16 protein-coding genes and 1 riboswitch are annotated in these 22661 nt (G+C 45.7%); of the genes, 6 read left to right on the top strand and 10 right to left on the bottom strand.

All coding sequences use genetic code 11. The annotated features are described in order from the left end of the window. Positions 1-3: 3 nt before the first annotated feature. The gene (gcvT, locus tag IEX81_RS09800; protein ID WP_188802903.1) at positions 4-1101 is read right to left on the bottom strand and encodes a glycine cleavage system aminomethyltransferase GcvT; all 1098 of its coding nucleotides are present in this window, start codon (positions 1099-1101) and stop codon (positions 4-6) included. A 172-nt stretch (positions 1102-1273) separates the two neighbouring features. After that, positions 1274-1360, bottom strand: a riboswitch (glycine riboswitch). 134 nt (positions 1361-1494) lie between these two features. Between gcvT and IEX81_RS09795 the strand changes: the two genes are divergently transcribed. Both IEX81_RS09795 and IEX81_RS09790 read left to right on the top strand, forming a co-directional pair. Further along, the gene (locus IEX81_RS09795) at positions 1495-3171 is read left to right on the top strand and encodes a DEAD/DEAH box helicase (protein ID WP_188802902.1); all 1677 of its coding nucleotides are present in this window, start codon (positions 1495-1497) and stop codon (positions 3169-3171) included. Next, on the top strand, positions 3149-3952 hold the full coding sequence (locus IEX81_RS09790; RefSeq protein WP_188802901.1) for a YqhG family protein: 804 nt from the start codon (positions 3149-3151) through the stop codon (positions 3950-3952). The genes IEX81_RS09795 and IEX81_RS09790 overlap by 23 nt, the downstream gene beginning before the upstream one ends. On the opposite strand, the gene comGB is transcribed toward IEX81_RS09790, so the two are convergent. The 4 genes from comGB to IEX81_RS09770 all read right to left on the bottom strand — a co-directional run bounded on the left by comGB (position 3939) and on the right by IEX81_RS09770 (position 8604). Further along, positions 3939-4970 (bottom strand): competence type IV pilus assembly protein ComGB, encoded by a 1032-nt coding sequence (gene comGB, locus IEX81_RS09785; protein ID WP_188802900.1) that lies wholly within the window; start codon positions 4968-4970, stop codon positions 3939-3941. The two genes, IEX81_RS09790 and comGB, sit on opposite strands and share 14 nt — an antisense overlap. Next, positions 4945-6039 (bottom strand): competence type IV pilus ATPase ComGA, encoded by a 1095-nt coding sequence (comGA, locus tag IEX81_RS09780; RefSeq protein ID WP_268239344.1) that lies wholly within the window; start codon positions 6037-6039, stop codon positions 4945-4947. The genes comGB and comGA overlap by 26 nt, the downstream gene beginning before the upstream one ends. Before the next feature lie 152 nt (positions 6040-6191). Beyond that, complete coding sequence (locus tag IEX81_RS09775) at positions 6192-6584, bottom strand: Spx/MgsR family RNA polymerase-binding regulatory protein (RefSeq protein WP_308424078.1); 393 nt, start codon at positions 6582-6584, stop codon at positions 6192-6194. A 169-nt stretch (positions 6585-6753) separates the two neighbouring features. Then, positions 6754-8604 (bottom strand): glycoside hydrolase family 13 protein, encoded by a 1851-nt coding sequence (locus tag IEX81_RS09770; protein WP_188802899.1) that lies wholly within the window; start codon positions 8602-8604, stop codon positions 6754-6756. A 796-nt stretch (positions 8605-9400) separates the two neighbouring features. Between IEX81_RS09770 and IEX81_RS09765 the strand changes: the two genes are divergently transcribed. Both IEX81_RS09765 and IEX81_RS09760 read left to right on the top strand, forming a co-directional pair. Beyond that, entirely contained in the window at positions 9401-10036 is a 636-nt protein-coding gene (locus IEX81_RS09765) for a spore coat protein (protein WP_188802898.1), read from the top strand. A 379-nt stretch (positions 10037-10415) separates the two neighbouring features. Beyond that, complete coding sequence (locus tag IEX81_RS09760) at positions 10416-10616, top strand: YwrJ family protein (protein WP_188802897.1); 201 nt, start codon at positions 10416-10418, stop codon at positions 10614-10616. Positions 10617-10851: 235 nt separating this feature from the next. Here IEX81_RS09760 and IEX81_RS09755 read toward each other — a convergent pair whose 3' ends face one another. Then, entirely contained in the window at positions 10852-12162 is a 1311-nt protein-coding gene (locus IEX81_RS09755) for a murein hydrolase activator EnvC family protein (protein ID WP_229727554.1), read from the bottom strand. A gap of 591 nt (positions 12163-12753) precedes the next feature. Here IEX81_RS09755 and IEX81_RS09750 point away from each other — a divergent pair. Further along, on the top strand, positions 12754-14622 hold the full coding sequence (locus IEX81_RS09750; RefSeq protein WP_188802895.1) for an ArnT family glycosyltransferase: 1869 nt from the start codon (positions 12754-12756) through the stop codon (positions 14620-14622). A gap of 115 nt (positions 14623-14737) precedes the next feature. Here IEX81_RS09750 and IEX81_RS09745 read toward each other — a convergent pair whose 3' ends face one another. Next, positions 14738-15700, bottom strand: a complete 963-nt coding sequence (locus IEX81_RS09745) for a D-2-hydroxyacid dehydrogenase (RefSeq protein ID WP_229727553.1) — start codon at positions 15698-15700, stop codon at positions 14738-14740. Between the two features lie 266 nt (positions 15701-15966). Then, positions 15967-17688, bottom strand: coding sequence for an acetate--CoA ligase (gene acsA, locus IEX81_RS09740; RefSeq protein ID WP_188802894.1), 1722 nt, complete (start codon positions 17686-17688; stop codon positions 15967-15969). Positions 17689-17943: 255 nt separating this feature from the next. On the opposite strand from acsA, the gene IEX81_RS09735 reads away from it, so the two are divergent. After that, the gene (locus tag IEX81_RS09735; RefSeq protein ID WP_188802893.1) at positions 17944-19074 is read left to right on the top strand and encodes an iron-containing alcohol dehydrogenase family protein; all 1131 of its coding nucleotides are present in this window, start codon (positions 17944-17946) and stop codon (positions 19072-19074) included. Positions 19075-20349: 1275 nt separating this feature from the next. Here the strand turns inward: IEX81_RS09735 and IEX81_RS09730 are convergent. Both IEX81_RS09730 and IEX81_RS09725 read right to left on the bottom strand, forming a co-directional pair. Then, complete coding sequence (locus IEX81_RS09730) at positions 20350-21471, bottom strand: NADH-dependent flavin oxidoreductase (RefSeq protein WP_188802892.1); 1122 nt, start codon at positions 21469-21471, stop codon at positions 20350-20352. 154 nt (positions 21472-21625) lie between these two features. Next, complete coding sequence (locus IEX81_RS09725) at positions 21626-22384, bottom strand: exodeoxyribonuclease III (RefSeq protein ID WP_188802891.1); 759 nt, start codon at positions 22382-22384, stop codon at positions 21626-21628. Positions 22385-22661: the final 277 nt, after the last annotated feature.

Raw genomic sequence — 22661 nt, 5'->3', positions numbered from 1 at the left:
TCCTCAGCTTCTTTTATAAAAAGGTGTTTTTACAATTTTTGCCTTTTTTCGTTTGCCGCGAATATCGATCTCAACTTCTGTTCCGATTGATGTATAAGGAGAATCGATTAATGCCAGTCCCAGATTTTTTCCAAGAGTCGGCGACTGTGTCCCGGTAGTCACGGTTCCGATTTCCGCCGATCCCGCGTATACGGCATAATGTGTCCGCGGAATGGCCCGGTCGATCATCTCAATGCCGACAATTTTACGCGGAACTCCTTTTTCTTTTTGCTCAATCAATGCTTTTTTTCCAATAAAATCGGGATGCTTTCCCAGTTTGACTGCAAAACCGATACCGGCTTCAAGCGGTGATATAGTCGGGCTCAGTTCCTGTCCGTACAAAGGAAGGCGCGCTTCAAATCGCAGTGTGTCCCTTGCGCCAAGTCCGCAGGGCAGCAATCCGTCCTCTTTGCCTATTTCAATCAGTTTATTCCACAGCATCTGTGCCTGATCCCAAGGACAGTATATTTCAAACCCGTCTTCACCGGTATAACCCGTCCTTGAAACCAGCACTGAAACACCGTCAAGCACGACATTTTCCCTGAATTTAAAATGCCGGATTTCGGTCAGATCAAAAGAAGTGGTCTTCTGCAATACTTTTTTGGCCGCAGGCCCCTGAATGGCCAGTAGAGCAATCTCTGCCGACTGATTCGTAAGTTTTACATCGCCTTCCAGATGACGCGAAAGCCATTCGAAATCTTTGTCAATATTGGCCGCATTCACAACAAGCATAAAAGCCGTCCCCGATAAACGGTAAATCATCAGATCGTCTACAGTACCCCCGTCTTCAAAGCACAAAGCCGTGTACATCGCGTCTTCCGGTTCAGTCACGGACACATCGTTTGTGACCATACGCTGCAGGAAGGCCTCCGCGCCCATTCCTTCAAGCCGGAATTCGCCCATATGCGAGACATCAAACAAACCTGCACTCGTTCTGACTGCCTGATGCTCCTGTTTAATTCCCGAAATCTGAACAGGGAGGAGGTAGCCTCCGAAATCGATCAGTTTCGCCCCCATTTTTCGATAAGTCTCATAGAGCGGTGTCGTTTTGCTTTCAGACATTTCTTTTTTCCCTCCCATTTTTTGTTTTTTTTGGGGATAAAACAAAAAAGGACAGAGGAAAACACTCTTGTATTTTCCTCTGTCCTTAGACCTGAAAGTTTATCGTCCGAGCAGCAAGCCTGCCGATCAAACGGTATCCCCTTTGGTGGCTTTAATGCACTCTCCAGAGATGCGTCCTGCATGAGTCTTTTTGCCTGAGAGATTCACTGTTGTTTGCTCCTTCGGCGTCGCTTTCCGCGTTCTCTCCCCATGCTGTCATCCGCAAGACATTCAATTATTATCCGTTTATCCCATGATTTTTTGTCCATACTAACATTAATTATCCTACCATTTTAACCGGCATGAAAGCAATGCTTCCGTTCACAAAATTTTAACAAATATCGGGTGTAAATGATGGAACCTATCATCCATTTTGATCGATCGTGGCAGGGCGAATTTTCAAAGCGTATTCTTGAAGACGGGCCATGGGCCAAAGCAGGCATGTTCGCGCTTGCTTATCAGGCAGAAAAAGAGCGGCTTATTCCTTCATTTCACGGACTGATTGCCCCGGGCCGACTGCCGCATCTCTCGCTTCATCCGCACCAAATTGAGACGGCCAGAACTGTAGTTGAAGAGATGCATGGGAAAGCCATACTCGCCGATGAAGTCGGACTGGGAAAAACGATCGAAGCCGGACTGATCATTAAAGAATACATGATCCGCGGGCTTGCAAGTAAAGTGCTCGTATTGGTGCCTGCTTCCCTCGTCCTTCAGTGGGTTTCGGAACTGAATACCAAATTTTCTATTCCCGCCGTTCCCCAGCGGAAATCCTATGTCTGGGGCCGGTGCGATGTTGTTGTCTCTTCAATCGATACGGCAAAACGCGAACCCCACCGCAGTCTGGTTCTGGAGCAGGACTATGACCTTGTCATTATCGATGAAGCTCATAAATTGAAAAATCATAAAACAAAAAACTACCAGTTCATCCAGCTTCTTAAAAAGAAGTTCTGTCTGCTCCTCACCGCAACGCCCATTCAAAATCGTCTGAATGAAATCTTCTATCTTGTTTCATTATTAAAGCCGGGATATCTCGGAGACGCGGATAGTTTCGCGAAAACGTTCAAGTCCGGCCAGCGTGCTGTAAGAAATGAAGAAAGATTGAAGGCTCTTGTCAATCAGGTGATGGTACGCAACCGCCGCGAAGATACCGGCTTGCATTGGCCGAAGAGGATCATTCAGTCTTTTGACATCCCGTTCTCAGCAGAAGAGCAAATTTTCTACCAGGCACTTTCAATGTTGCGAAATAACGGGATCATTCGAGGTTTTTCTCTGCTCACTCTGCAGCGCGAAGCTTGCAGCAGCAGGGAGGCCGCTTTTTTGACACTCAATAAGATCTACCGAAGCGGGTCGGCTCCGGATTGTGAAACGATATGGCAATCTATTTTTGAGAAACTTAATGCTGTGAAGCAAAATGCCAAGGCGGAAAAAGCGCTTGAACTGATCCATCAGATCAATGATAAGGTGATCATTTTTACAGAATACCGGGCGACCCAGCTCTATCTCCAATGGTTTTTCAAACAGCACGGCATCACGTCTGTCCCCTTCAGCGGCGGTTTCAGACGGGGGAAAAAAGACTGGATGCGCACCCTCTTCCAGAATCATGTACAGGTACTGATTGCAACGGAAGCAGGCGGAGAAGGAATCAATCTGCAGTTTGCCAGTCATCTGATTAATTACGACCTTCCATGGAATCCGATGCGCATCGAACAGCGGATCGGACGTATTCACCGCCTCGGTCAGGAAAGCGACGTGCACATTTACAATTTTGCTATCCGCGGAACGGTTGAGAGCCACATTCTCAATCTTCTTTACAACAAGATCCATCTGTTTGAACAGGTCATCGGCGAGCTTGACGCGATTCTTGCCCGGATCGAACTCCGCGATGTCGAAAAACAGGTTCAGCAAATTTTTGAAGAGTCCGAGTCTGAAGGAGAAGTGCGTGTCAAACTGGACAACCTGAGCAGTGTGATTAATTCAGAGAAGGCGCTGGCCGGGGAGGAGGTTCACCATGCAGCAGGCGGCCATTCATGATTTTCTCACTCATTTCTTCACCGCGTCCGGATGCACTCTTCTGCCGGTTCCGGACAGCGACGTGCTGAAAGTTAAACTGAATAAAGAAATCGATAAGCTCCTTATGAACCGGCCTTTTTACTGGCATTATATTGAGCAGACCGGCGGCACTCCTGAAACGGCAACGCTCGTCTTTCGAACGGACGACAAAGCGGAGGAAGGGGAACTGATCCATTTTGGTTCGCCCCGTCTTCATCAGATTTTTGACGCTGCACTTAAGCTCGCCCCTTATATACGTTTATACCAGAATCTTCCGCCCCAGTCCTCTTCCGCTCTTGAACCTTGGCTTGCCATCAATGCAAAAATCAGTTACAAGTGCGACCTTAAAAAGGACCGGATCTGTTCCATCGGTCTGCAGCTGATTAACGGGACACTGATCGATGGATTTCAGGATATTCTTGATAAACTACCGCTTTTACCTAAAATGCCCGACTATTGCTACACGCTGAGTCCGTTGATCAGGATCGGAAGCGGGATCAAAAGGATTGAGACTTTTTTGGAATCCGTGCTGAAAAGTGAACCCACCGGCTGGGCAGATGACGCCGGAAAAAGATGGGCACGCGATCAGGAACTTCTTGATTCTTTTTATGAACAGCAGGATCCGAAGCCCGAAACTTATTTTCAGGAAAAAGAGGCAATCCGGGAGCAGTATCAGCCGCGCATTCTTGTGCAGTTTATTAATGCCGGCTTATTTTATCTGAAATCTTCCACTTTTCTTCCCGGTTCAATCAGAGACCATTGACGATATGAAAAATCGGAAGCAGTATCGAGGCGAACAGAAAAAGCACAAGTCCCCCGACAAAAAGAAGCAGTGCCGGCTGGCAAAGGGACAGAAGAACCCGCGTTTTTTCATCTATTTTCGCCATGACAAGACCGCTGTATCGATACAGTGAGGCGCCGAGCATTCCGTTAAGCTGACCCTGATGAATGATCGTGGTGAGTTCAGGCATATAGTAACGAGGTTCCGACATGACTTGTTCGAAGTGCCTTCCCTCAAGCAATGCCTTCTGAAGGCGCTGCGCCTCAAACTTCAGAAATGGGGTTGTTCCTTTCTGTGTTAAAGCGGTGACGGATTGGCGGATGGGGAGTCCGGAGCGAAGCAGGCTGCCGAAATGAAACGAGAAAATGTGAGTCAGGTAAAGCCGGGTGTAACTGCCGACCAGAGGAATCCGTGTCACGAGTTTTAATTTTTGATCCATGGTCATTCGGCGAATGTACAGGGCTCCGGCAATCCCTGATAAAAATACGATGGGAAGAACGAAAAGAAGGTAATAGAAGTGGCCTGCTGAGAATAGCATAATTTTCGTAATGAGCGGAAGATCTATTGAGAGCGAACGATACAGCTTAAGGAAATTAGGGAGCAGAAAGTGGCCGATGACAAACATCATAAGGCCGAAAATCCAAAGCAACAGAATTGGATAACGGAGCAGTCGGTGCAGTGTCTCCCTGTACTGTTCCCGTCTTCTCATCATCTCACCGCTTTCAATCAGCCCTTTTGCAAGATTCCCGCTCTCTTCGGCAAAATATATGAAGCTGGAAATTTCCGCCGGAAAGTTCAGGTCACGCAGCGTTTCGAACAGGCTATGGCCACCTTCCAATTTTCTCGTCATGGAATCAAGATCGCGTCTCACCCGAGTCCGCTGCCGAAAGAGCAGCAGTTTGATCGCCAGCGCCAGCGGATAGCCGTCGCTCAGACATTGACCAAGATGAATCAGCAGATCAGCCTGTTCTTTTTTAGTCCAGCCTTTTCGGAAAGCCATGCTCATGTTCACGCCCTTTCGAAAGATCTTCCGGAATCCAGCCCCTGGCGATCCCTTCCTGAAGATAGTCCTCAATTGTCTTGTAATCCGGACGATGAACGTTTCGTATACGCGATGTGAGCAAATCGTGAAGCGGCATTCCGGCCAGAATCTCGAAAACACCAGTTCTTTTTGGATGATTACTGTTCATACAGCCCGGCCTGCACACGGAGCCGCACACCGGACACTGGACAGTAACCAGGCGTTCGGCAATAACACCGACAAGTGTTTCTTTCAGATCAAAACGCGGAATACCAAGTTCCAGCATCCGCTGAATTGTCGCCGCGGCATTGGACGCGTGGACGGTCGAGAGAACGAGATGTCCCGTTAAACTCGCCCGTATAGCAATTTTCGCGGTTTCTTCGTCACGGATTTCACCAATCATAACAATGTCCGGGTCGTGACGGAGAATGGCTCTGAATCCGTCTGCATATGTGAATTTTGCTTTTTCATTAACCTCCATCTGCACGAAAGCTTCATTTTCTTTTTCAATAGGATCTTCGAGAGTAATTACGCGGGCGTTGTAGCGCTTTTGCAGAGCGGAAAGCATCGTGTAAAGCGTTGTCGTTTTTCCGGAACCTGTTGGCCCGGAAATAAGCATCAGACCATTTTCATAATTCAGGAGCGATGACAGGCTTGTTGTTACTTCTTCAAACAAGGATAAATCATTAATGGTGAGATCTTTTCTTTGCGGCAGAAGCCGGATGACGAGACTTTCACGGTTGGGGGTTGGTAAAGTGGACATGCGGAGGGAAACGGGATCATGATCGATGACAGAGAGCATGGCACCGCTTTGGGGCAATCTGCGCTCTCCGATATCCATCCCGGAGAGAAACTTAAAATGGTTGATGATTCTCTCCGCTTCCTCCTTCGCAAGAATCGCCAGCTCATACAGGTAGCCGCGAATTCTCAGCTCAATCAGCATGTCCCCTTTTCGAGGAATAAAATGGATGTCTGAAGCATCGGCCCTGTAAGCGTGTTTCAGCAGCGCCTGACTCTTTTCTTCAACATCATTTGTCAAATCTTCCAAAAATCCACCTTCTTTCTGCTGTATTAGATATCAATCGGGGACAAAGCGCGTACATATAAAGATTTCCATATTCAGAAAGCAAATTCCTTTTTCACAAAAAAATTTTTTCGGATTGTCAAAAAAGAGATGCTGGGCAGGCATCTCAGGGATTTTCAGGATTTAATTGCGGTCTGTTTCTTATCCTCTGTTTTCCGGAAAGCCATTTGCATCAAATCATCTTGATGATAGCCGACAACCAGCCGTTCCCCGTCAGTAAGTATCGGCCTTCTTAAAAGTTTGGGTTCTTCAGAGAGAAGCTGAAGTGCCCGGCTTAAGGGAAGATTATCCAGATCAACACCAAGTTGCTTATACGTTGTACTTCGGGTAGCAAGAATGTCTTCCACTCCTGATTTCGACAATTTAATTAATTCCATCAGTTCAGTGACATTCGGCCTGTTGCGGAAAAGGTGCCTTTCTTCGTAACTGATTGCATGCTCCTTTAACCAGCCCTTCGTTTTTCTGCACGATGTACAGCTCGGATAAGTATAGAAAATCAGTTTTTTCATCAGCTTCCCTCCTCGAATTGTTATGAGTGGATTTGCTTTATGAATTCCCTGATTTTTCAGAAGTCAAACACTTTATTCTTCATTCATCGTCTTTTTTTGCGCTATTTTTTATCGGCCCTCCGTATCAGGTGCAATTGATACAACGTTTTTGATCCATTATGGACCGACACTATTTTCTTTTTATAATGAAATCAAAAGCGGCCACAAGAATTCCGTCACTGAAAAGTTCCCTCACACGTCTCTCCGTGCGACCCTCGTCTGTCTGATCGTTAAAAAGAGCAAATTCAATCGCCTGATCAACGGGTGTCGGGTTAAAAACGGCGATTGTGAACGCTTCGTCTGAACTGTAGCGAATGAAACCGAAGAGGCGGTCTATTGAAAAAGGAAAAAAATTGCCAACTTGCAGATTAATGTCTTTTCTTCGTTCTCCGATCGCGGATCGATAGAAAGACATAGTCTCCATGTCTTCGCGTCCCCACGGAAAAAACCGGCGATTATCGGGATCCTTTCCGCCGGGAAGTCCCGCTTCATCTCCATAATAAATACAGGGCACACCCGGAAGCGTCATCAAAAACTGTACGGCGAGACGAAGTTTTCTTTTATCCCCCCTGAACACCGTCAGAATTCTCTCTGTATCATGGGTGCCGATATTGTTCATATTGGCGCGAAAAGCTTCATCGGGATAATTTGATTTCTGAGTCATACTGATCCTGACAGCCTGCTCCGCTGTAATTTTCTGCTTGATTAGATTAATGATCATCAGGCGGAACGGATAGTTCATCACCCCGTGAAGCATACCGCCTTCAAGATAGTGACGCCTGAGACCGTAAGAAACCTTGTGTGATGCATCTTCCCAGACTTCCCCGATCAAAACCTTTCCTTCTTCCTTCGTTGTATGCTGATCAACCGCCGAACGAATGCCGGCAATGAAAGTGTCGGGCAGTTCATCCGCTACATCGAGACGCCAGCCTCCGATTCCCATTTTTGTCCATCGATGAATAATACTCTCAGGGGATCGATAAATGAAATCCTGAAACAATACATTTGATTTATTGACGGACGGCAAGTCCCTAACGTTCCACCATGCATCATAGCAGTCCGGGTAACGGCTGAAAGTAAACCAATCAAAGTAAGGCGAGTTCGGGTTGTTATAAGCGCCCCCGTCACCGTAAGTTTTAAATTGGTTAAAGTAGTGGCTGTCTGCACCGACATGGCTGAATACACCGTCGAGAATGATGTGCATGCCCAGCCTGCCCGCTTTCGTGATTAGTTTTTGCAACGTCTCCGTGTCTCCGAACATCGGATCGATCGTTCGATAATCGCCCGTATCATATTTGTGATTGCTGCGCGCTTCAAAAATCGGACTAAGATAAAGCGCCGTCACGCCCAAGTCATGGAGATATGGCAGCTTGGCAATGATTCCGCTCAGGTTGCCGCCAAAAAAATCCCACCGAATGATCTCCCCGTTTTCATCCTTTATATAGCAGGGTGTATCACCTTCAGTTGCGTAGATGAACGAATTCTTTTTCGGATTCTGAATTTTGTGATGCGGATCCCCGTTAAAGAATCGATCGACAAAAATATGATAGATGACTCCGTGACAGTACCAGTCAGGCGCAGGATCCCGGTGATCATAACTTGTCAGCTGATACTGCTTCAGGAGAGACCGATCTTCTGTAATATTCCCTCTTCCTTCGCAATCGTCATCCGCTTTGCCATAATAGATTGTTCGCTCGGTTTGATCACGGTCACGGTACACAATCCGGAAGTGGTAAAAGTAGAGGCCACTGGCACCGTAAGTCTGAAAACTCGCTTCAAATTCCTTGTTTTGTACCGCTTTTCGTACCATTTCAATTTCGTGGAATGTTTCTCCGTCTTTATGGATCATGAGGATCACGCTTAAAACGTATTTCAGCTCTATATGAATTCTGAAACGCACACTTTCACCTGTCTGGATCGCTCCAAACGGTCTCCTGAAGTGTTCCGACCAGGAATTAAAATAAACCTGCCGCCGACTCATCGGGTGCCTCCCTCCCCAGTGCAGATCATCTAAACTGACCTTTGCAGCCCTTTAATTGTTCAGATTTATTAAAGAATCAGACCGGCAACCGACCGCCTTGTCAATCACGGGCAGTCTTTCTTTTGTTCCGTCCGGCTTTCCCTATGTAAGTTTTACGGCGGGTTCACATTCCGCTGCCCTCCCGATCACCGATAATATATGCGGTAAATCCCCCCGTAAGAACGCAGCTTCAAATTCCCGAACAGGGCTGCACCAAAAGACGCGCGGATAGACAACTGACGACTCCAGAGAATGAAGCGACCGTACCGAAGAAGGGAAAGCGCTGTATATCAATAGTATAAGGACAAAGAGAATGGGAATCGAAAAAGAACTGCCGAATTGCGGAATGTCCGCTCAATCGGAGAATTCAAGAAAAGTTTGAAGAAGGTTTTTGGTGTAAAGAGACCCGGCACCGCTCAAATGTACTTTTGAAAATTAGCGGAATACTTTTCGGGAATAAAACTTAAATCCGTTTATCATCATCTTCGGCAAAGAGCATTTGCCGGATGAACCTTTTACTTTAGAGAAACGGCGATGTGAACTTCTCACTGATGACGATAACTCCAAAAAAATTTTTGAACTGGAAAACGGCAAATAATCAAGTGATGATCATGCCCTTCCAAGATAAAAATAATCCTGTTCTTGTTGCTCACTAATATTTTTTTCTTTTTAATACAAGTGACCATGGCAACGCCCTCACTGAGACATATGATGATACCATAATCAGCAAAAAACTTATGTATGAGGGGGAAGCGCATTGCTTAACAAGGCGACTATCGATATGCTTTCTGACTACGTAGGGTCCGACGTGAAAATAAATTTTGGCGGGCCTGAATCCAGAACGGGCGAGCTCGTGGCAGTTAAATCAGATTATCTTGTTCTTAATACGGAGGAGGAAGGGGTCGTTTACTATCAATTGTCCCATATTAAAGGGGCTTCGATCAAGGTTACGGAAGATGACCCGCTTCTTTTTTCCAAAGTCTCATTTCTTGACAAACCTGATTTCGAAGGGGTATTGGAAGCTTTAAAATATAAAAAAGTAAAGGTTAACCGCGGCGGTCCTGAAAGTGTCAAAGGGGTTCTCAATGATTTAACGAGTGACAGCCTGGTTCTGAGCGTGAACGACGACCTTCTGCTTGTTCCTGTGTTTCATATCAAAAGCGTGAGCCGCATCTTGAGAACGAGGAGAAGTTCGGATGAAACGTTCGGCCAGTCGTCTGACCAATTATCGGGTCAGGACTTAGATATGTCGCTTGCAGCAGACGAGACTTCAAAGGCCGGAACAAGCGCGACACCTGGCGATTCACTAGACGGTTCAGAAACCCTTTCTTCCCTTTCCTCTGATAAATCATTCAAGCATCGACCTTTAGGAACATACTTCAAGGTTAATTAAATGAGAAGCAACGAGAACCAGTGAAGGGAAGGAGGACCTATCAAACCTTTTAACACTCAAATTGGTGAGCATGTCCGGATTTTTATCAACGGGCATTCCGAGGTTCAGGGTATCCTGATCGACAGTGGACCGGATATTCTCGGCATTTATGATGGAAATGATTTTAAATAATGTCAAAAATGTCCTGATAGAGATTTTTATTGATCACCATAGTATTATGGAACCGTCACTCAGATCCTGAACGACTATTTTGTATTCTACTCTCCTGCCTTCCATCACCTGTTTATTCCGATAAAACATCTAACATCTAAAATGGCTGATCCCTGTCAAAGGTGACCAGCCTCCCTATGCATCTGAAAAAGTGATGCACTCACCGGCCTTGACTGTAAAACAAAAAAACTTTGAACAATTATGCAACGATCATATTGAAAAATTGGTTGTGTTTGACCTTGGCTCACATCCGGATAAAGTTGGAAAATTAGTCGGTATCGAGAACGATCAAATCGAACTGATTAACGCCAAGGGTAAAAACATCTCCATGAATATGAATCATGTGAAAGCGTTTCAGGTTCCAGAGTGAAAGGCCAATCAAGATCTCTGGATCCGTCTCAACAACGAAAACCGGAGTGAAAATTCTAACGCATTTTCACTCCGGTCGTTTTTGTTACTGAAAAAAAACAGATATTTGTCAGTTTTTTTATGCCTGGATCCTGTAATAAAAAGTATCTCTGTCCGCTCTTGGAAACACTCTGACTCATGATTTCCTATAAAATACAATTAACTATAGGCGTAATCTGATTGTTTCAGAACAGAGCTTATCGGATATAGTTCATCGGATTCACAGCGCCGTGATGCGGCGGCGGAGTCCACGGCCCGATGTACAGTTCAAAGTGGAGATGAGAACCAAATGCTTCGCCCGTCTGGCCCATCGTCCCGATTTCCTGCCCTTGCGATACTTTCTGACCGTCAGAGACGAAATAGGCGGTCATATGTGCATAAACTGTAGTATAAAGCTGTCCTCCGATACTATGCGAGATCATGACGCAATTTCCGTAACTTGATGACTGGTACGCTCTGAAAACAACACCATCCGCAGCAGCCCTGATCGGAGTCCCTGAACTATTAGCGATATCGATCCCTGGATGAAAACTATTATCAAAACTCCTGTACCCGAATCCTGATGAGATAACGCCCGCTGCCGGCATGATGAAATCAGCGGAAGCTACCGGCGCGGATACCGGCAGCGATGGTACTGAGCCTGTCTGCGAATTCGGCGATGCAGGTGAATTTGTATTCACAGTCTTGACTTGCGAAGCAGCGGCTACCGCTTTTTTGCTCGCTTCTTCTTTCGCTAAATCGGCAAGCTGATTTTTTATCACGTTTTCCTGTGCCTGCAGTATTCCCGCTTCTTCACTCTTGCTCATCACGGTTTTATTAAGCTCGCCGGCATCGTTTTTCAGCTTCGCCAGTAGCCCCTGCTGATTTTGCTTTTCCTGATTCAGGCTTTCATTCATAGCCTGCAAGCTCCCTAGATCCTGTGTCGTTTGTTCAATTTTGTTTTGCAGCAGTTTCCGGTTGGATTCCTGGGCCAGCTGATCTGCCTTCTGAGCACTTATGATCTTACTGTCCTGATCCGTAATCATTTTCAAAACGAGAAGTCTGTCAAGGAAGTTTCCGAAATTTTTTGATCCGAGCAGCACATCCAGATAGTTGATCGCACCGCCATTTATGTATATGGAACGAATTCGTCCTTTTAATATGTTGTTCCGATCATCAATACGTTTCACAATTCTATTAATCTCACTCTTCAGCTGCTTCATTTCAGTCTGGTTTCGGCTGATTTCGGCTTGCTTGGCTGTGATCTGTCCATTCATGGTTTCAATCTTCTTCATTGAATCATTAAGCTGAGTAACAACACTGTTCTGCTGCTGGTTGTTATCCGATAACTGCTTCTGCGAGGAATCAAGAACCTTTTGATTCTGCTCCTGTTTCTGTACGACATCATTAAGTTTGTTCATAAGCTGTGACTGCGTCTCCGCCAAGACATAGCTTCCGCTATAGCCCGCAGTTAATGCACATGCCAGACCTGCAGCAAAGAGTTTTCGAATAAATTCTTTTTTCAACACGACCACCTATCTCCATTAGAGAATCGTTAATAAAGCGGGTAAATCTCGAAAACTTTCAGTTTCACGAAATTAGAACTCCCTTTTCCCGGCTTCCGTATCCGCTTTAGAGATCTCACGAATTTTGGTAGAAAATGAGCGATTTAACAAATATTATAGATCAAAAAAACTAATAATCTCTCATATATCGACTTATTTCTAATTATAACAACACTTTGTAAAAAAAAAGATAAAATTATTTTACAATATTATATTAAAAAAAATCTAATATTTTTTGTTGCCATAAAATAGAATTCAGTGCATTATTAAAAGGACGACTGTCATTAAACTGTCATTAAAGGAAAGTATTTAAAAGCTGGCTGTGAAGACGTTTTTAGTGTTCTTTCATTTCACAATGATCGTATTACATTAGAAATTGGTTTCATCTTTTTAGAAGGCCATGTAAAATAACAGCACTTATCCGAATGATTTATTATCCAGCGTGTGAAGCTTGTTTCACACGTCCTCGAAGCATGCTAATCTATTCAAAATAGCAGGATTATTTAACCAATCTTTAAAGAAAAAGAAAATATTTAAAGCGGGGGAACAGATCTGATGCAAGTGATTCGTAAGATGGACGGTTGGCTCGTCCTGATCGTTTGTTTGTCTTTGGTGCTTAATTTTTGGGACGTCTGGACAATACAAACTGCAAATCCTTACTATATGGCTGCCATCACCAGCATGACCAAAAGCTTTCACAATTTCTTCTTTGCCTCATTTGATCCGGCAGGATTTGTGTCAGTGGACAAGCCGCCTTTAGCACTCTGGGTTCAAACTGTCTTTGCCCTTGTCTTCGGTATTCACGGATGGAGCGTTATTCTCCCTCAGGCATTGGCTGAAGCAGGATCAGTACTTTTAATCTATTTTTTGATTAAACCTTCTTTCGGCCGTTTCAGCGCGCGTGTTGCGGCGCTTCTTCTCGCTACAACCCCTGTTGCTGTTGCCGTCTCCAGAACAAACAATCTCGATCCCATCCTGATCTTTGTGCTGCTTATCGGGACATTTTTTTTGTTCAAATCCATTAAAACGCATAAAGACATCTGGCTTTATGCTTCCTTTGCCATGCTCGGGTTAGGTTTCAATGTGAAAATGCTGCAGGCCTATATTGTACTTCCGGCTTTTATTCTATTCTATCTCGTCGCATCAGATGAAAATATGCGGAAAAGGCTGAGCAAGCTGACCGTCGCTCTAGTAGTTATGCTGCTTATCTCTTTTTCCTGGGCTTTCACCGTCGACCATATATCAAAATACGCCCGGCCATACGTTGGCAGCAGTATGTCCAATTCCGTTGCGGAACTGGCATTAGGCTACAACGGATCGGAACGGTTTTTAGGCCAGTCAACCGGTCTCGGATCAGCGAAGGGGGAAACGACATCCACTCCGGTCAATCGCCTTCTTAGCTTTCCACGGCTTTTGCGGGTAGGTTACGGAACCCAAATCAGCTGGTTTCTTCCATTCACCTTTTTTGGTATGCTGGCACTTTATATAATCCTTAAGGAAAAAGATCGCAGAATGTGGTTTAAAGGGGAAAAAGGCAGAGAAGCAATTTTTTGGGCGGTCTCATTTATTACGGCTTTTATATTTTTTAATCTCGCAGGATTTTTCCATCGTTACTATTTCATCATGCTCGCTCCTTCCATTTCTGCCTTATGCGGCATCGGATGGAGAACCATGAGGCAACTTTATGAAGAAAAAAACAATTACATGGCCTGGTTCTTTCCTTTGTCTATCCTGACAACCGCACTCCTCCAGAGCATGTTCGTCGGCTATTATTTTAAACTACTGGGGATTCTCATGACGGCTGCAGGAATCATTGTTTCGTACCATTTGTATAAGCAGAAAAAACGCGGCCTGAGCAACCGCCTCAGCCGTTCCGGCATTCTGGCGATCATCGGGTTTCTCGTTTTCTTTCCGCTTTGCTGGGCGGTGACCCCCATTCTGTTTGGCGGAAATAATGCACTTCCTGAGGCGGGACCTCAGCTTTCAACGGAAAAGGCGTCAAGCGGATTATCCAATAACTACATCAACCCCGATTTAATCCAGTACCTGAACAAGCATGAATCCGGAGCGACATATCTGTTTGGGACAACGGACGCTCCGACAGCCGCTCCCTATATAATAAGAACAGGAAAGGCTGTCATGGCAATCGGCGGTTACAACGGAACAGATCCAATCTTAAACCCTGGCCAACTGAGCGAGCTCATAAAAAAAGGACAGATTCATTATTTTTATCTGCCAACAAACAACCGGGCTCAGAAGACGCCTATAATCAAATGGATTGAGAAAAACGGCAAGCTGATCCCGACAAAAAAATGGGAAAGCTCAGCAGTTTCCAGGAACAAGATTCGTGCCAGGGGACTTGGAACAAGCACAACAGGCCTGCTTTATCAGCTGGCTCCTTCAGACGCGCATCCTGAAAAGTGAACGATCTGATGAAGGCAACCCTGCTGCATTTTATATTTGCTAAAAAGCCCAAAGGTATGACACGTTGGGCTTTTTAGCATAGAATCAAATGATTTTTTCCCATTAATTACCTGTATTAATAGCCGAGCTTTCGATTAACTCTATTCACAAGCGGCTTTTTGTCTCTGTAGTTTCCTAGATTCCGCCTGATCAGAGCAGCAAGCCTTTCCGGTTTCCCCGGGGCAATGCCGAGAGAATGGGAGGTGATCACTATATTGGGCAGATCCCATAATTCACTCGTTTTAGGCAAAGGTTCTTCAGAAGTTACATCGAGCCCTGCGCCCCCAAGCTTTCCGGTTGTCAGCGCATGAATTAGGGCACGCTCATCCACCGTCTGTCCTCTGCCGACGTTAATAAAAAATGCGTCCTGTTTCATGCGTGTAAATCGGTCGGAATCAAAGAGTCCGTCTGTCTCAGCCGTCAGCGGCAAAACATTGACAACAAAATCACTTTCGCCGAGCGCCTGGTTGATCTGATCCATCCCGTAAAGGCGGTCGATAAAGTCCGGTTTGTTGTGAACATGACGCCTGACTCCGATCACACGAGCCCCGAAGGCTTTCAGACGGACGGCAGCTTCCGTGCCTATGTCGCCAAGTCCAATGATGCCCACAGTCGATCCTTCGATCAGGAGAGAGTGTTCATTTGGCTGCCAGATATGTTTTGCCGTCTGACTCATATGTACAGGTAGCCCTCTTGCAAAGGCGAGGATTAATGCAAGGATATGTTCGGCACCCGACACGCCGAAGACACCGCTGGCATTTGTTATCACAACATCGTCCGCGAGCAAAGGATGATTCACAAAATCATTGGCTCCTGCGCTTGGCAGCTGCAGCCAGCGCAGATGGGACATGGCCTGAATCATTTTGTCGGTCGGCCAGCCAATGAACGTATCCGTATCGTTTAGCCGGTCCAACTCACTATCGCTGCTAACTTCGCTGAACTGAAACGCATCCTGAAAATCTTTTTTCATTTTCTCTTTTAAAGAATCCGGTAGATAAAATTCTTCGTTAAACCCAAATACGACCTTTTTCTTTGCCACTGTCCTTTTCTCCCTTCACTCATTTTTTGATGCCGGCTTAAAAGCTATCGAAAAGATTCACTGTTTCACTGGAATCGCTCAGCGGCCACAGGGGTATCTTTTCGATCAACGTTCCTATTTCAGTATAGAATATTTTAGTGTTTCTTTTCTATCGAAACGAATTTTCAATGATAAGCAGAAAAATTCGGATGAGTGTCCCAAAGGATTCAAAATGGATCAAAAAAAGATGTTCGATGGCGCACGCCATGAACATCTTTTCCAATGAATCAGTCTTCAAGTGTCGACAGATCTCCTGTCGGTAAATTCAGTTCCCAGGCTTTAAGTACCCGACGCATAATTTTTCCGCTGCGCGTTTTCGGCAGTTTATCCTTGAATGTAATCTGCCTTGGCGCAGCATGCGCAGCAAGACCATTTTTTACAAAGTAGTAGATCTCCTCTTTTAATCTTTCACTCGCTTCAAATCCTTCTCTCAAAGAGATAAAGGCTTTAATAATTTCTCCGCGGATCGGATCAGGAATGCCGATCACGCCCGCCTCGGAAACGGCCGGATGTTCAATCAGCTTGCTCTCGACTTCAAAGGGACCGATCCGCTCTCCGCTCGTCATAATCACATCATCCACTCTTCCCTGGAACCAAAAATAGCCGTCCTCGTCCATATATGCAGAATCCCCGGATACGTACCACCCATTAGGCGTAAAATATGAATCATATTTTTCCGGATTATTCCAGATCGCCCGCATCATCGACGGCCATCCTTTCTTGATCGCCAGATTACCCATTGTATTCGGGGGAAGCTCCCGTCCTTTATCATCGACAATTGCAGCGGTGACTCCGGGAATCGGCTTTCCCATCGATCCGGCTTTGATGTCAAGCGTCGGATAATTGCAGATCATATGAGCCCCTGTCTCAGTCATCCACCATGTGTCATGGATCCGTCTTTTATAAACTTCCCAGCCCCATTTCACAACTTCCGGATTCAGCGGTTCTCCCACACTGAGAACATGGCGCAGACTTGAGAGATCATGCTTTTCCGCCAAATCTTTTCCAGCGCTCATCAGCATACGGAATGCCGTCGGCGCACTGTACCACACTGTGACTTTGTACTTTTCAATCGTCTCATACCAGTCTTCCGGGCTGAAACGCCCCCCGCGAACCACATTGGTTGCTCCGTTCAGCCACGGAGCAAACACACCATAAGATGTTCCGGTCACCCAGCCGGGATCTGCGGTACACCAGTAAATATCTTCTTCCTTCAGATCGAGTACCCATCTCCCGGTCTGCGCGTGCTGAACCATTGCCTGATGAACGTGAAGCACACCCTTGGGTTTCCCGGTTGATCCAGACGTGTAATGCAGAATCAGACCGTCTTCCTTATCCATCCATTCAATAAGAAAACTCTCTTTCGCACGAGCCATCGCTTTTTGAAAATCAATAAAATAGCCATCCTCTTTGATGTGGTCGCCAAATAAAATAATGTGTTTGAGATGCGGCAGAGATTTGTAGGGAACCCGGCTCAGAAGTTCCGGTGTTGTGCAGAGCACTTTTGCCTCACTGTCCTCAAGACGGTCTTTGACCGCCGCTTCCATGAATGCCTCGAACAATGGGCCGACAATGGCGCCGGTTTTAATCGTTCCCAAAAACAATTCATAAAGTTCCGGTGATCTTGGCATAAAGATAAAAACACGGTCTCCCTTGTTAACTTCCGCCTCCTCTCTTAAAACACAGGCGGCTTTGTCGCTCAGAACCTTCATTTCTGAAAAAGTAAAAGATTCATCCCTGTTCTGATCTGAATAGTAAAGCGCGATTTTATTACCCTTGCCATGATCAACGTGCCGATCGACAGCTTCATAGGCTGCGTTGATTTTTCCTGTTTTATGCCAGCTGAAAAATGCTTCCGCCTGGCGCCAATCAAAAGTCTCCCGTATTTTTTCAACATCGTCAAGGGCATGTGTTCCGTGTTCGGCCGGTAAGACAAAATGATCTAACATCTAAATACCTCCAGTCGATATAATCGTCACAGAATTGTCACATTAAGCGCTTTCATAATTATACGACGTAATTTCTTTTTTATCAAAAAGAACGACTCGATGGTCCTGTGCTTTCTTAAAAAGTGCCCTCCTTCAAAATCTATCTAAATTGACAGATCTAATGAACGCGTATACAATTAGCTTATTTAATTTAATAATCTGTTTTTACTTGGTATTCTATTGTTTTCAAGATAGATAAGGGAGAGAGAGTTCAAGATGCCATTACAGTTTGTACAAAGGATTGCCCCACAGGAATATATCTCGGAAATAAATGCTTATGACCGATTAGCTGATGCTTTGAAGGCGCGCTATATCAAACGCGTGCTCTTTCTGCACGGTACAAAGTCGCTCCAAAAGGCGCTTCCTTATTTGCCTGATCTGTCAAAGTCGGGTATTGCAGTGGTGGATGTGTCGTTCAACGGGGAATGTTCAAACAGTGAAATCGGCCGCGTGATGCGAATTATGAAAGAAGAGCGTGTTGACGGGATCATCGGGCTGGGCGGCGGGAAGGTCTTGGACACGGCCAAGGCGGCGGGTTATAAGGCCGGATCATATCCTGTCATTCTGTTGCCGACCATGGCCAGCAATTGCGCAGCGTGGTCTCCCCTGAGCGTCCTTTACACAGACAGCGGAGCCTCGATCGGCCATGAAATTTACCCCCATTCGTCAAGTCTTGTGCTCGTCGAACCAAGAGTGATTCTCGATTCGCCGCTTGATTACTTCATTGCGGGTGTCGCTGATACCCTCGCAAAATGGTATGAGTCGGATTTCTTGCTGACACACACGACCGAAAACCGTCTTGCTCTGAGATTCTCTCGAGAGGCTGCCCGACTGTGCCGGGACATCCCCCTGAAATACGCAAAAAAAGCCATTGATGACATGAGAAACGGCAAACTGTCCGATGAATGGATTAATGTAATGGAAACGAACATCATGGCAAGCGGACTGGTCGGGGGTTTTGGCGATGAATACGGCCGTGCAACTGCAGCTCACTCTGTTCACGACGCCATTACGGCACGTCCGGAAACCCATCATTTTCTTCATGGGATCAAAGTCGCTTACGGAATAATGGTTCAGCTGGTCATTGAACAAAAATGGGATGAAATGAAACGTCTTCTCCCTTTTTACAAGTCCTTTAACCTTCCGATATCGCTGGCTGATCTGAATTTAGCATCACTTTCACAAAAGGAGCTGCAAGTGATTGCGGACGAGACGGTCAGACCGAAGGCCCTGATCCATCTTCACCCGCTGAACATCAGCGCTCAGGATGTGGTCAATGCCATACTGAAGCTTGAGGACTGGGCTGGAAAAAATCACTACAAAATCAAAGACATTTCCAATCCATGAACAGGTTTCCGGAAAATGAACCTCTCTGTCCGGCTAAAAGTCGAGACCATCGCGTCCCGATTTTTTTTATTGTTTCATTAGCCATCTTGCTCATCTAAGCCGGCAAAATGCGTCCTGAATTTTTGATAGCGAATCAACAACTAAAGATCATGGTCCCGCTCCGCCGCCGGGCCCTTCTTCACAGTTTGGTGAAAAAGGCTTCCGACTGTTGAGAGGATTGGTATACGCGTTCAAATGTCGCCGAATAAAGAAAAAAACGCACCGTTTTTCACCGGTTTGTTCAATTGTCGTATTGAAATAAAGTTCTTTACTTACAAATAAAGTTGTTTACTGGACACAAAAAGTCCTTTACTGAAAACGGTCTTGTTGCGCGGCAATGTCGAACTGTTCATAAAATGATAGGAGTGAAGTAAAGAGCTGACAATATATGGCTGAACTTTTTTGTCATGTTGACTCAGCTTGGTCCAATTTGAATTTCGGTTCGACTTCTTCCCGTTTCGGTTCAACTTCTCATTTTCGGCTCGACTTTTGCCGGATTCGGTTCTACTTTTCAATAGTTCGGTTCGACTTCTTCCCGTTTCGGTTCGACTTCTTATTTTCGGTTCAACTTTTGCCGGATTCGGTTCTACTTTTCAATAGTTCAGTTCGACTTCTTCCCGTTTCGGTTCAACTTCTCATTTTCGGCTCGACTTTTGCCAGATTCGGTTCTACTTTTCAATAGTTCGGTTCGACTTCTTCCTGTTTCGGTTCAACTTCTTATTTTCGGTTCAACTTTTGCCGGATTCGGTTCTACTTTTCAATAGTTCAGTTCGACTTTTTCGCGTTTCGGTTCAACTTCTTATTTTCGGTTCGACATTTGCCGGATTCGGTTCTACTTTTCAATAGTTCGGTTCGATTTCTTCCCGTTTCGGTTCAACTTTCTCCTGATTGGGTTCAGCTTTCTAAATTCGATCGAACTGTTGCGCATTGTCCGTCTACTACGCAACAGACCATTTATCTAATTATAGAGCAGTAAAGAACTTTTTTTCGTGAAATCTGTGGTTGACTACGGGTATGCCAGCATGAGTAAATAACTGTTTTCCTGAATGGCTGTTTAGTTCACCGGGAAAATGCTACTTTACACTGCTCCTAGTAAATAACTTTATTTGAACTTATCATCAATACAATTGAGATCTAACATGCGCCGGGGATATACACCTGGAAAACGCACCGGAAAGCTGATTCTTCCGGTGCGTTTTCTCACGGTAGATATTCATTTTTCGTAAGACGATTCCCTCAGTCAAGGGGGAACCAGCCTGTAGGCTGGGTGATGATCTTCCAGAGCCGATCAGGAACAACAAGTTCCTCCTGACGGGACGGAGAAAGCGTCACATTGATTTTATCAATCTGCTGATCACGGACTTTCTGTGTCCAGTCCGGGTCCATAATAACTTCACGGCCCAAAGCAATCATATCCGCACCATCGTTCAGGCCGTTCACAGCCTCTTCAGGCAGATGAATGCCCCCGACGGCAATGAGCGGAACGCGGCCATGAATATGCTCCGCCAGCTTATGGACAATCGTTTCACTGCCCGGTTCACTGCCGTGCGGTGCGGTTTTAATATTCTGCTGCGACGCGTGGAGATAGTGTATGCCCCGTTCGATCAGTCCGTCGACCAAACGCAGTGTGTCATCGACGCTGTACCCGTATTCACGATGGATTTCCTCAGGTGAAAACCGATAGCCGATAATAAACGAATCGTCTGCATATTTTTTGACAACCGACTGCACTTCTTCAAGAACCGCAAAAGGAAACCGCAGCCGCTTATCCAGTGTCCCGCCCCATTCATCGCTTCGCTGATTGAAGTGTGCGGACACAAATTGCTGAATCAGATAATGGTTCGCCCCATGGATCTCTATTCCGTCAAAACCGGCTTTAATTGCCTGTCGTGCTGCAAAGCCAAATTCCTTAATGATGGTCTCGATTTGTTCCTCAGACAGAGCGGCCGGCACTTCTTCCGGATTTGAAAATGACGGTACGGCACTCGCACTGACCGTTTGATTAAAGATCACAAAGCGTTTATCTGCCTCGCTGCCGCCGTGATGAATCTGCAGAACGGCTTTGCTCCCCGCAGATTTCATCGCTTCCGCCATTTTTTTTAATCTCGGGAGCACGGCATCGTCATAGGCGATAAACTGGTGATCAAAAGCAAGCCCGGTTGGCGATACGGCAATACAAGCCGAAACAAACAATGCAGCCAGCGCCGCGCGACGTTTATAGTAGGCCAGTTCCTGATCGGACACGGTACCGTTAAGGTTGCCTGACCAAGTCGTCATCGGTGCGATGGCAATTCGATTGGAAAGACGCACGCCATTGGGCAGATCAAGCGGCTGAAACAATTCACTATAAGATGACATCAATAACATTCCTTCCCGAAAATGATCAATTGAAAAACTGCTCAAAAACCATTATAAATGAAGCGGCAGTCTGATTATAGCGATATGCTTTTTTGTCGGTGCCGTTACTCTTTCGCTGTACGTTTTTTGATTTTGTGGAAAGGCAGGCATCCGCTCACTCGGCAATATCCAGTTCTACAGGACAGTGATCGGATCCGAAAACATCGCTCAATATTTTCGAATCCTTAACTTTTGCAGTTAATCGATTGGAAACAACGAAGTAGTCAATCCGCCATCCGATGTTCCGGCCTCGCGCGTTGCCCATGTAAGACCACCACGAATAAGCACCCTCGCGGTCAGGATAAAGATATCTGAAGCTGTCGGCAAAACCTGCCGCAAGAAGCTGCGAGAAGTCTTCTCTTTCTTCTGCCGTGAATCCGGCATTTTTCATATTGTTTTTCGGATTCTTCAGATCGATCTCCTGATGAGCGACATTCAGATCCCCGCAAAAAATGACCGGTTTCCGGCTGTCCAGCTCACCGATGAAATGAACAAAATCTTTTCCCCATTCAAGGCGGTATTCAAGCCGTTTCAAATCCCGCCGTGCATTCGGTGTGTAGACGGTCATCAGATAAAATGGGTCATACTCCAGGGTGATCACTCGGCCTTCGTGATCATGCTTATCAATGCCTATTCCGTAAGTCACATTCAGCGGTTCTTTCCGGGTAAATATTGCAGTACCGGAATAGCCTTTTTTCTCCGCGTCATTCCAGAATTGATAATAGCCCGGTATTTGAACGTCAACCTGATCCTTCTGTAATTTCGTTTCCTGGATGCATAATGCATCTGCATCCAATTCATTCAGCCACTGAGAAACATCCATTTTTCTCTGCAAAGCGCGAAAACCATTAACATTCCAAGATATAAGCTTCAAATCTCTTTCTCCTCCGATTGTCAATCTATGTATGTCACGATTCTATTACATAAAAGTGATTTCGGCAATCGAACAGGCTTAGGAAACGGATGAAAAACAAGGAAAAGCTGCTCCTAATTTCGAAAACTGCTCTGTGGAACTTCATCCGAAAATGGTCCGGGCCCCTTAAGAATTTTACGGACAATTATCCCTAAGTTCACACATTATAATTTTCCAGATTGGAAAACTTGGCGAAGCGGGGCCTTTGGCGTAGGCTGAGCCTTAGTTGCGGGGGCCA

The organism is Sporolactobacillus putidus (assembly GCF_014647035.1).
Taxonomy (GTDB): Bacteria; Bacillota; Bacilli; order Bacillales; family Sporolactobacillaceae; genus Sporolactobacillus; species Sporolactobacillus putidus.
The sequence above is the reverse complement of the archived record's forward strand: the minus strand, read 5'-3'. Positions and strand labels throughout refer to the sequence as shown.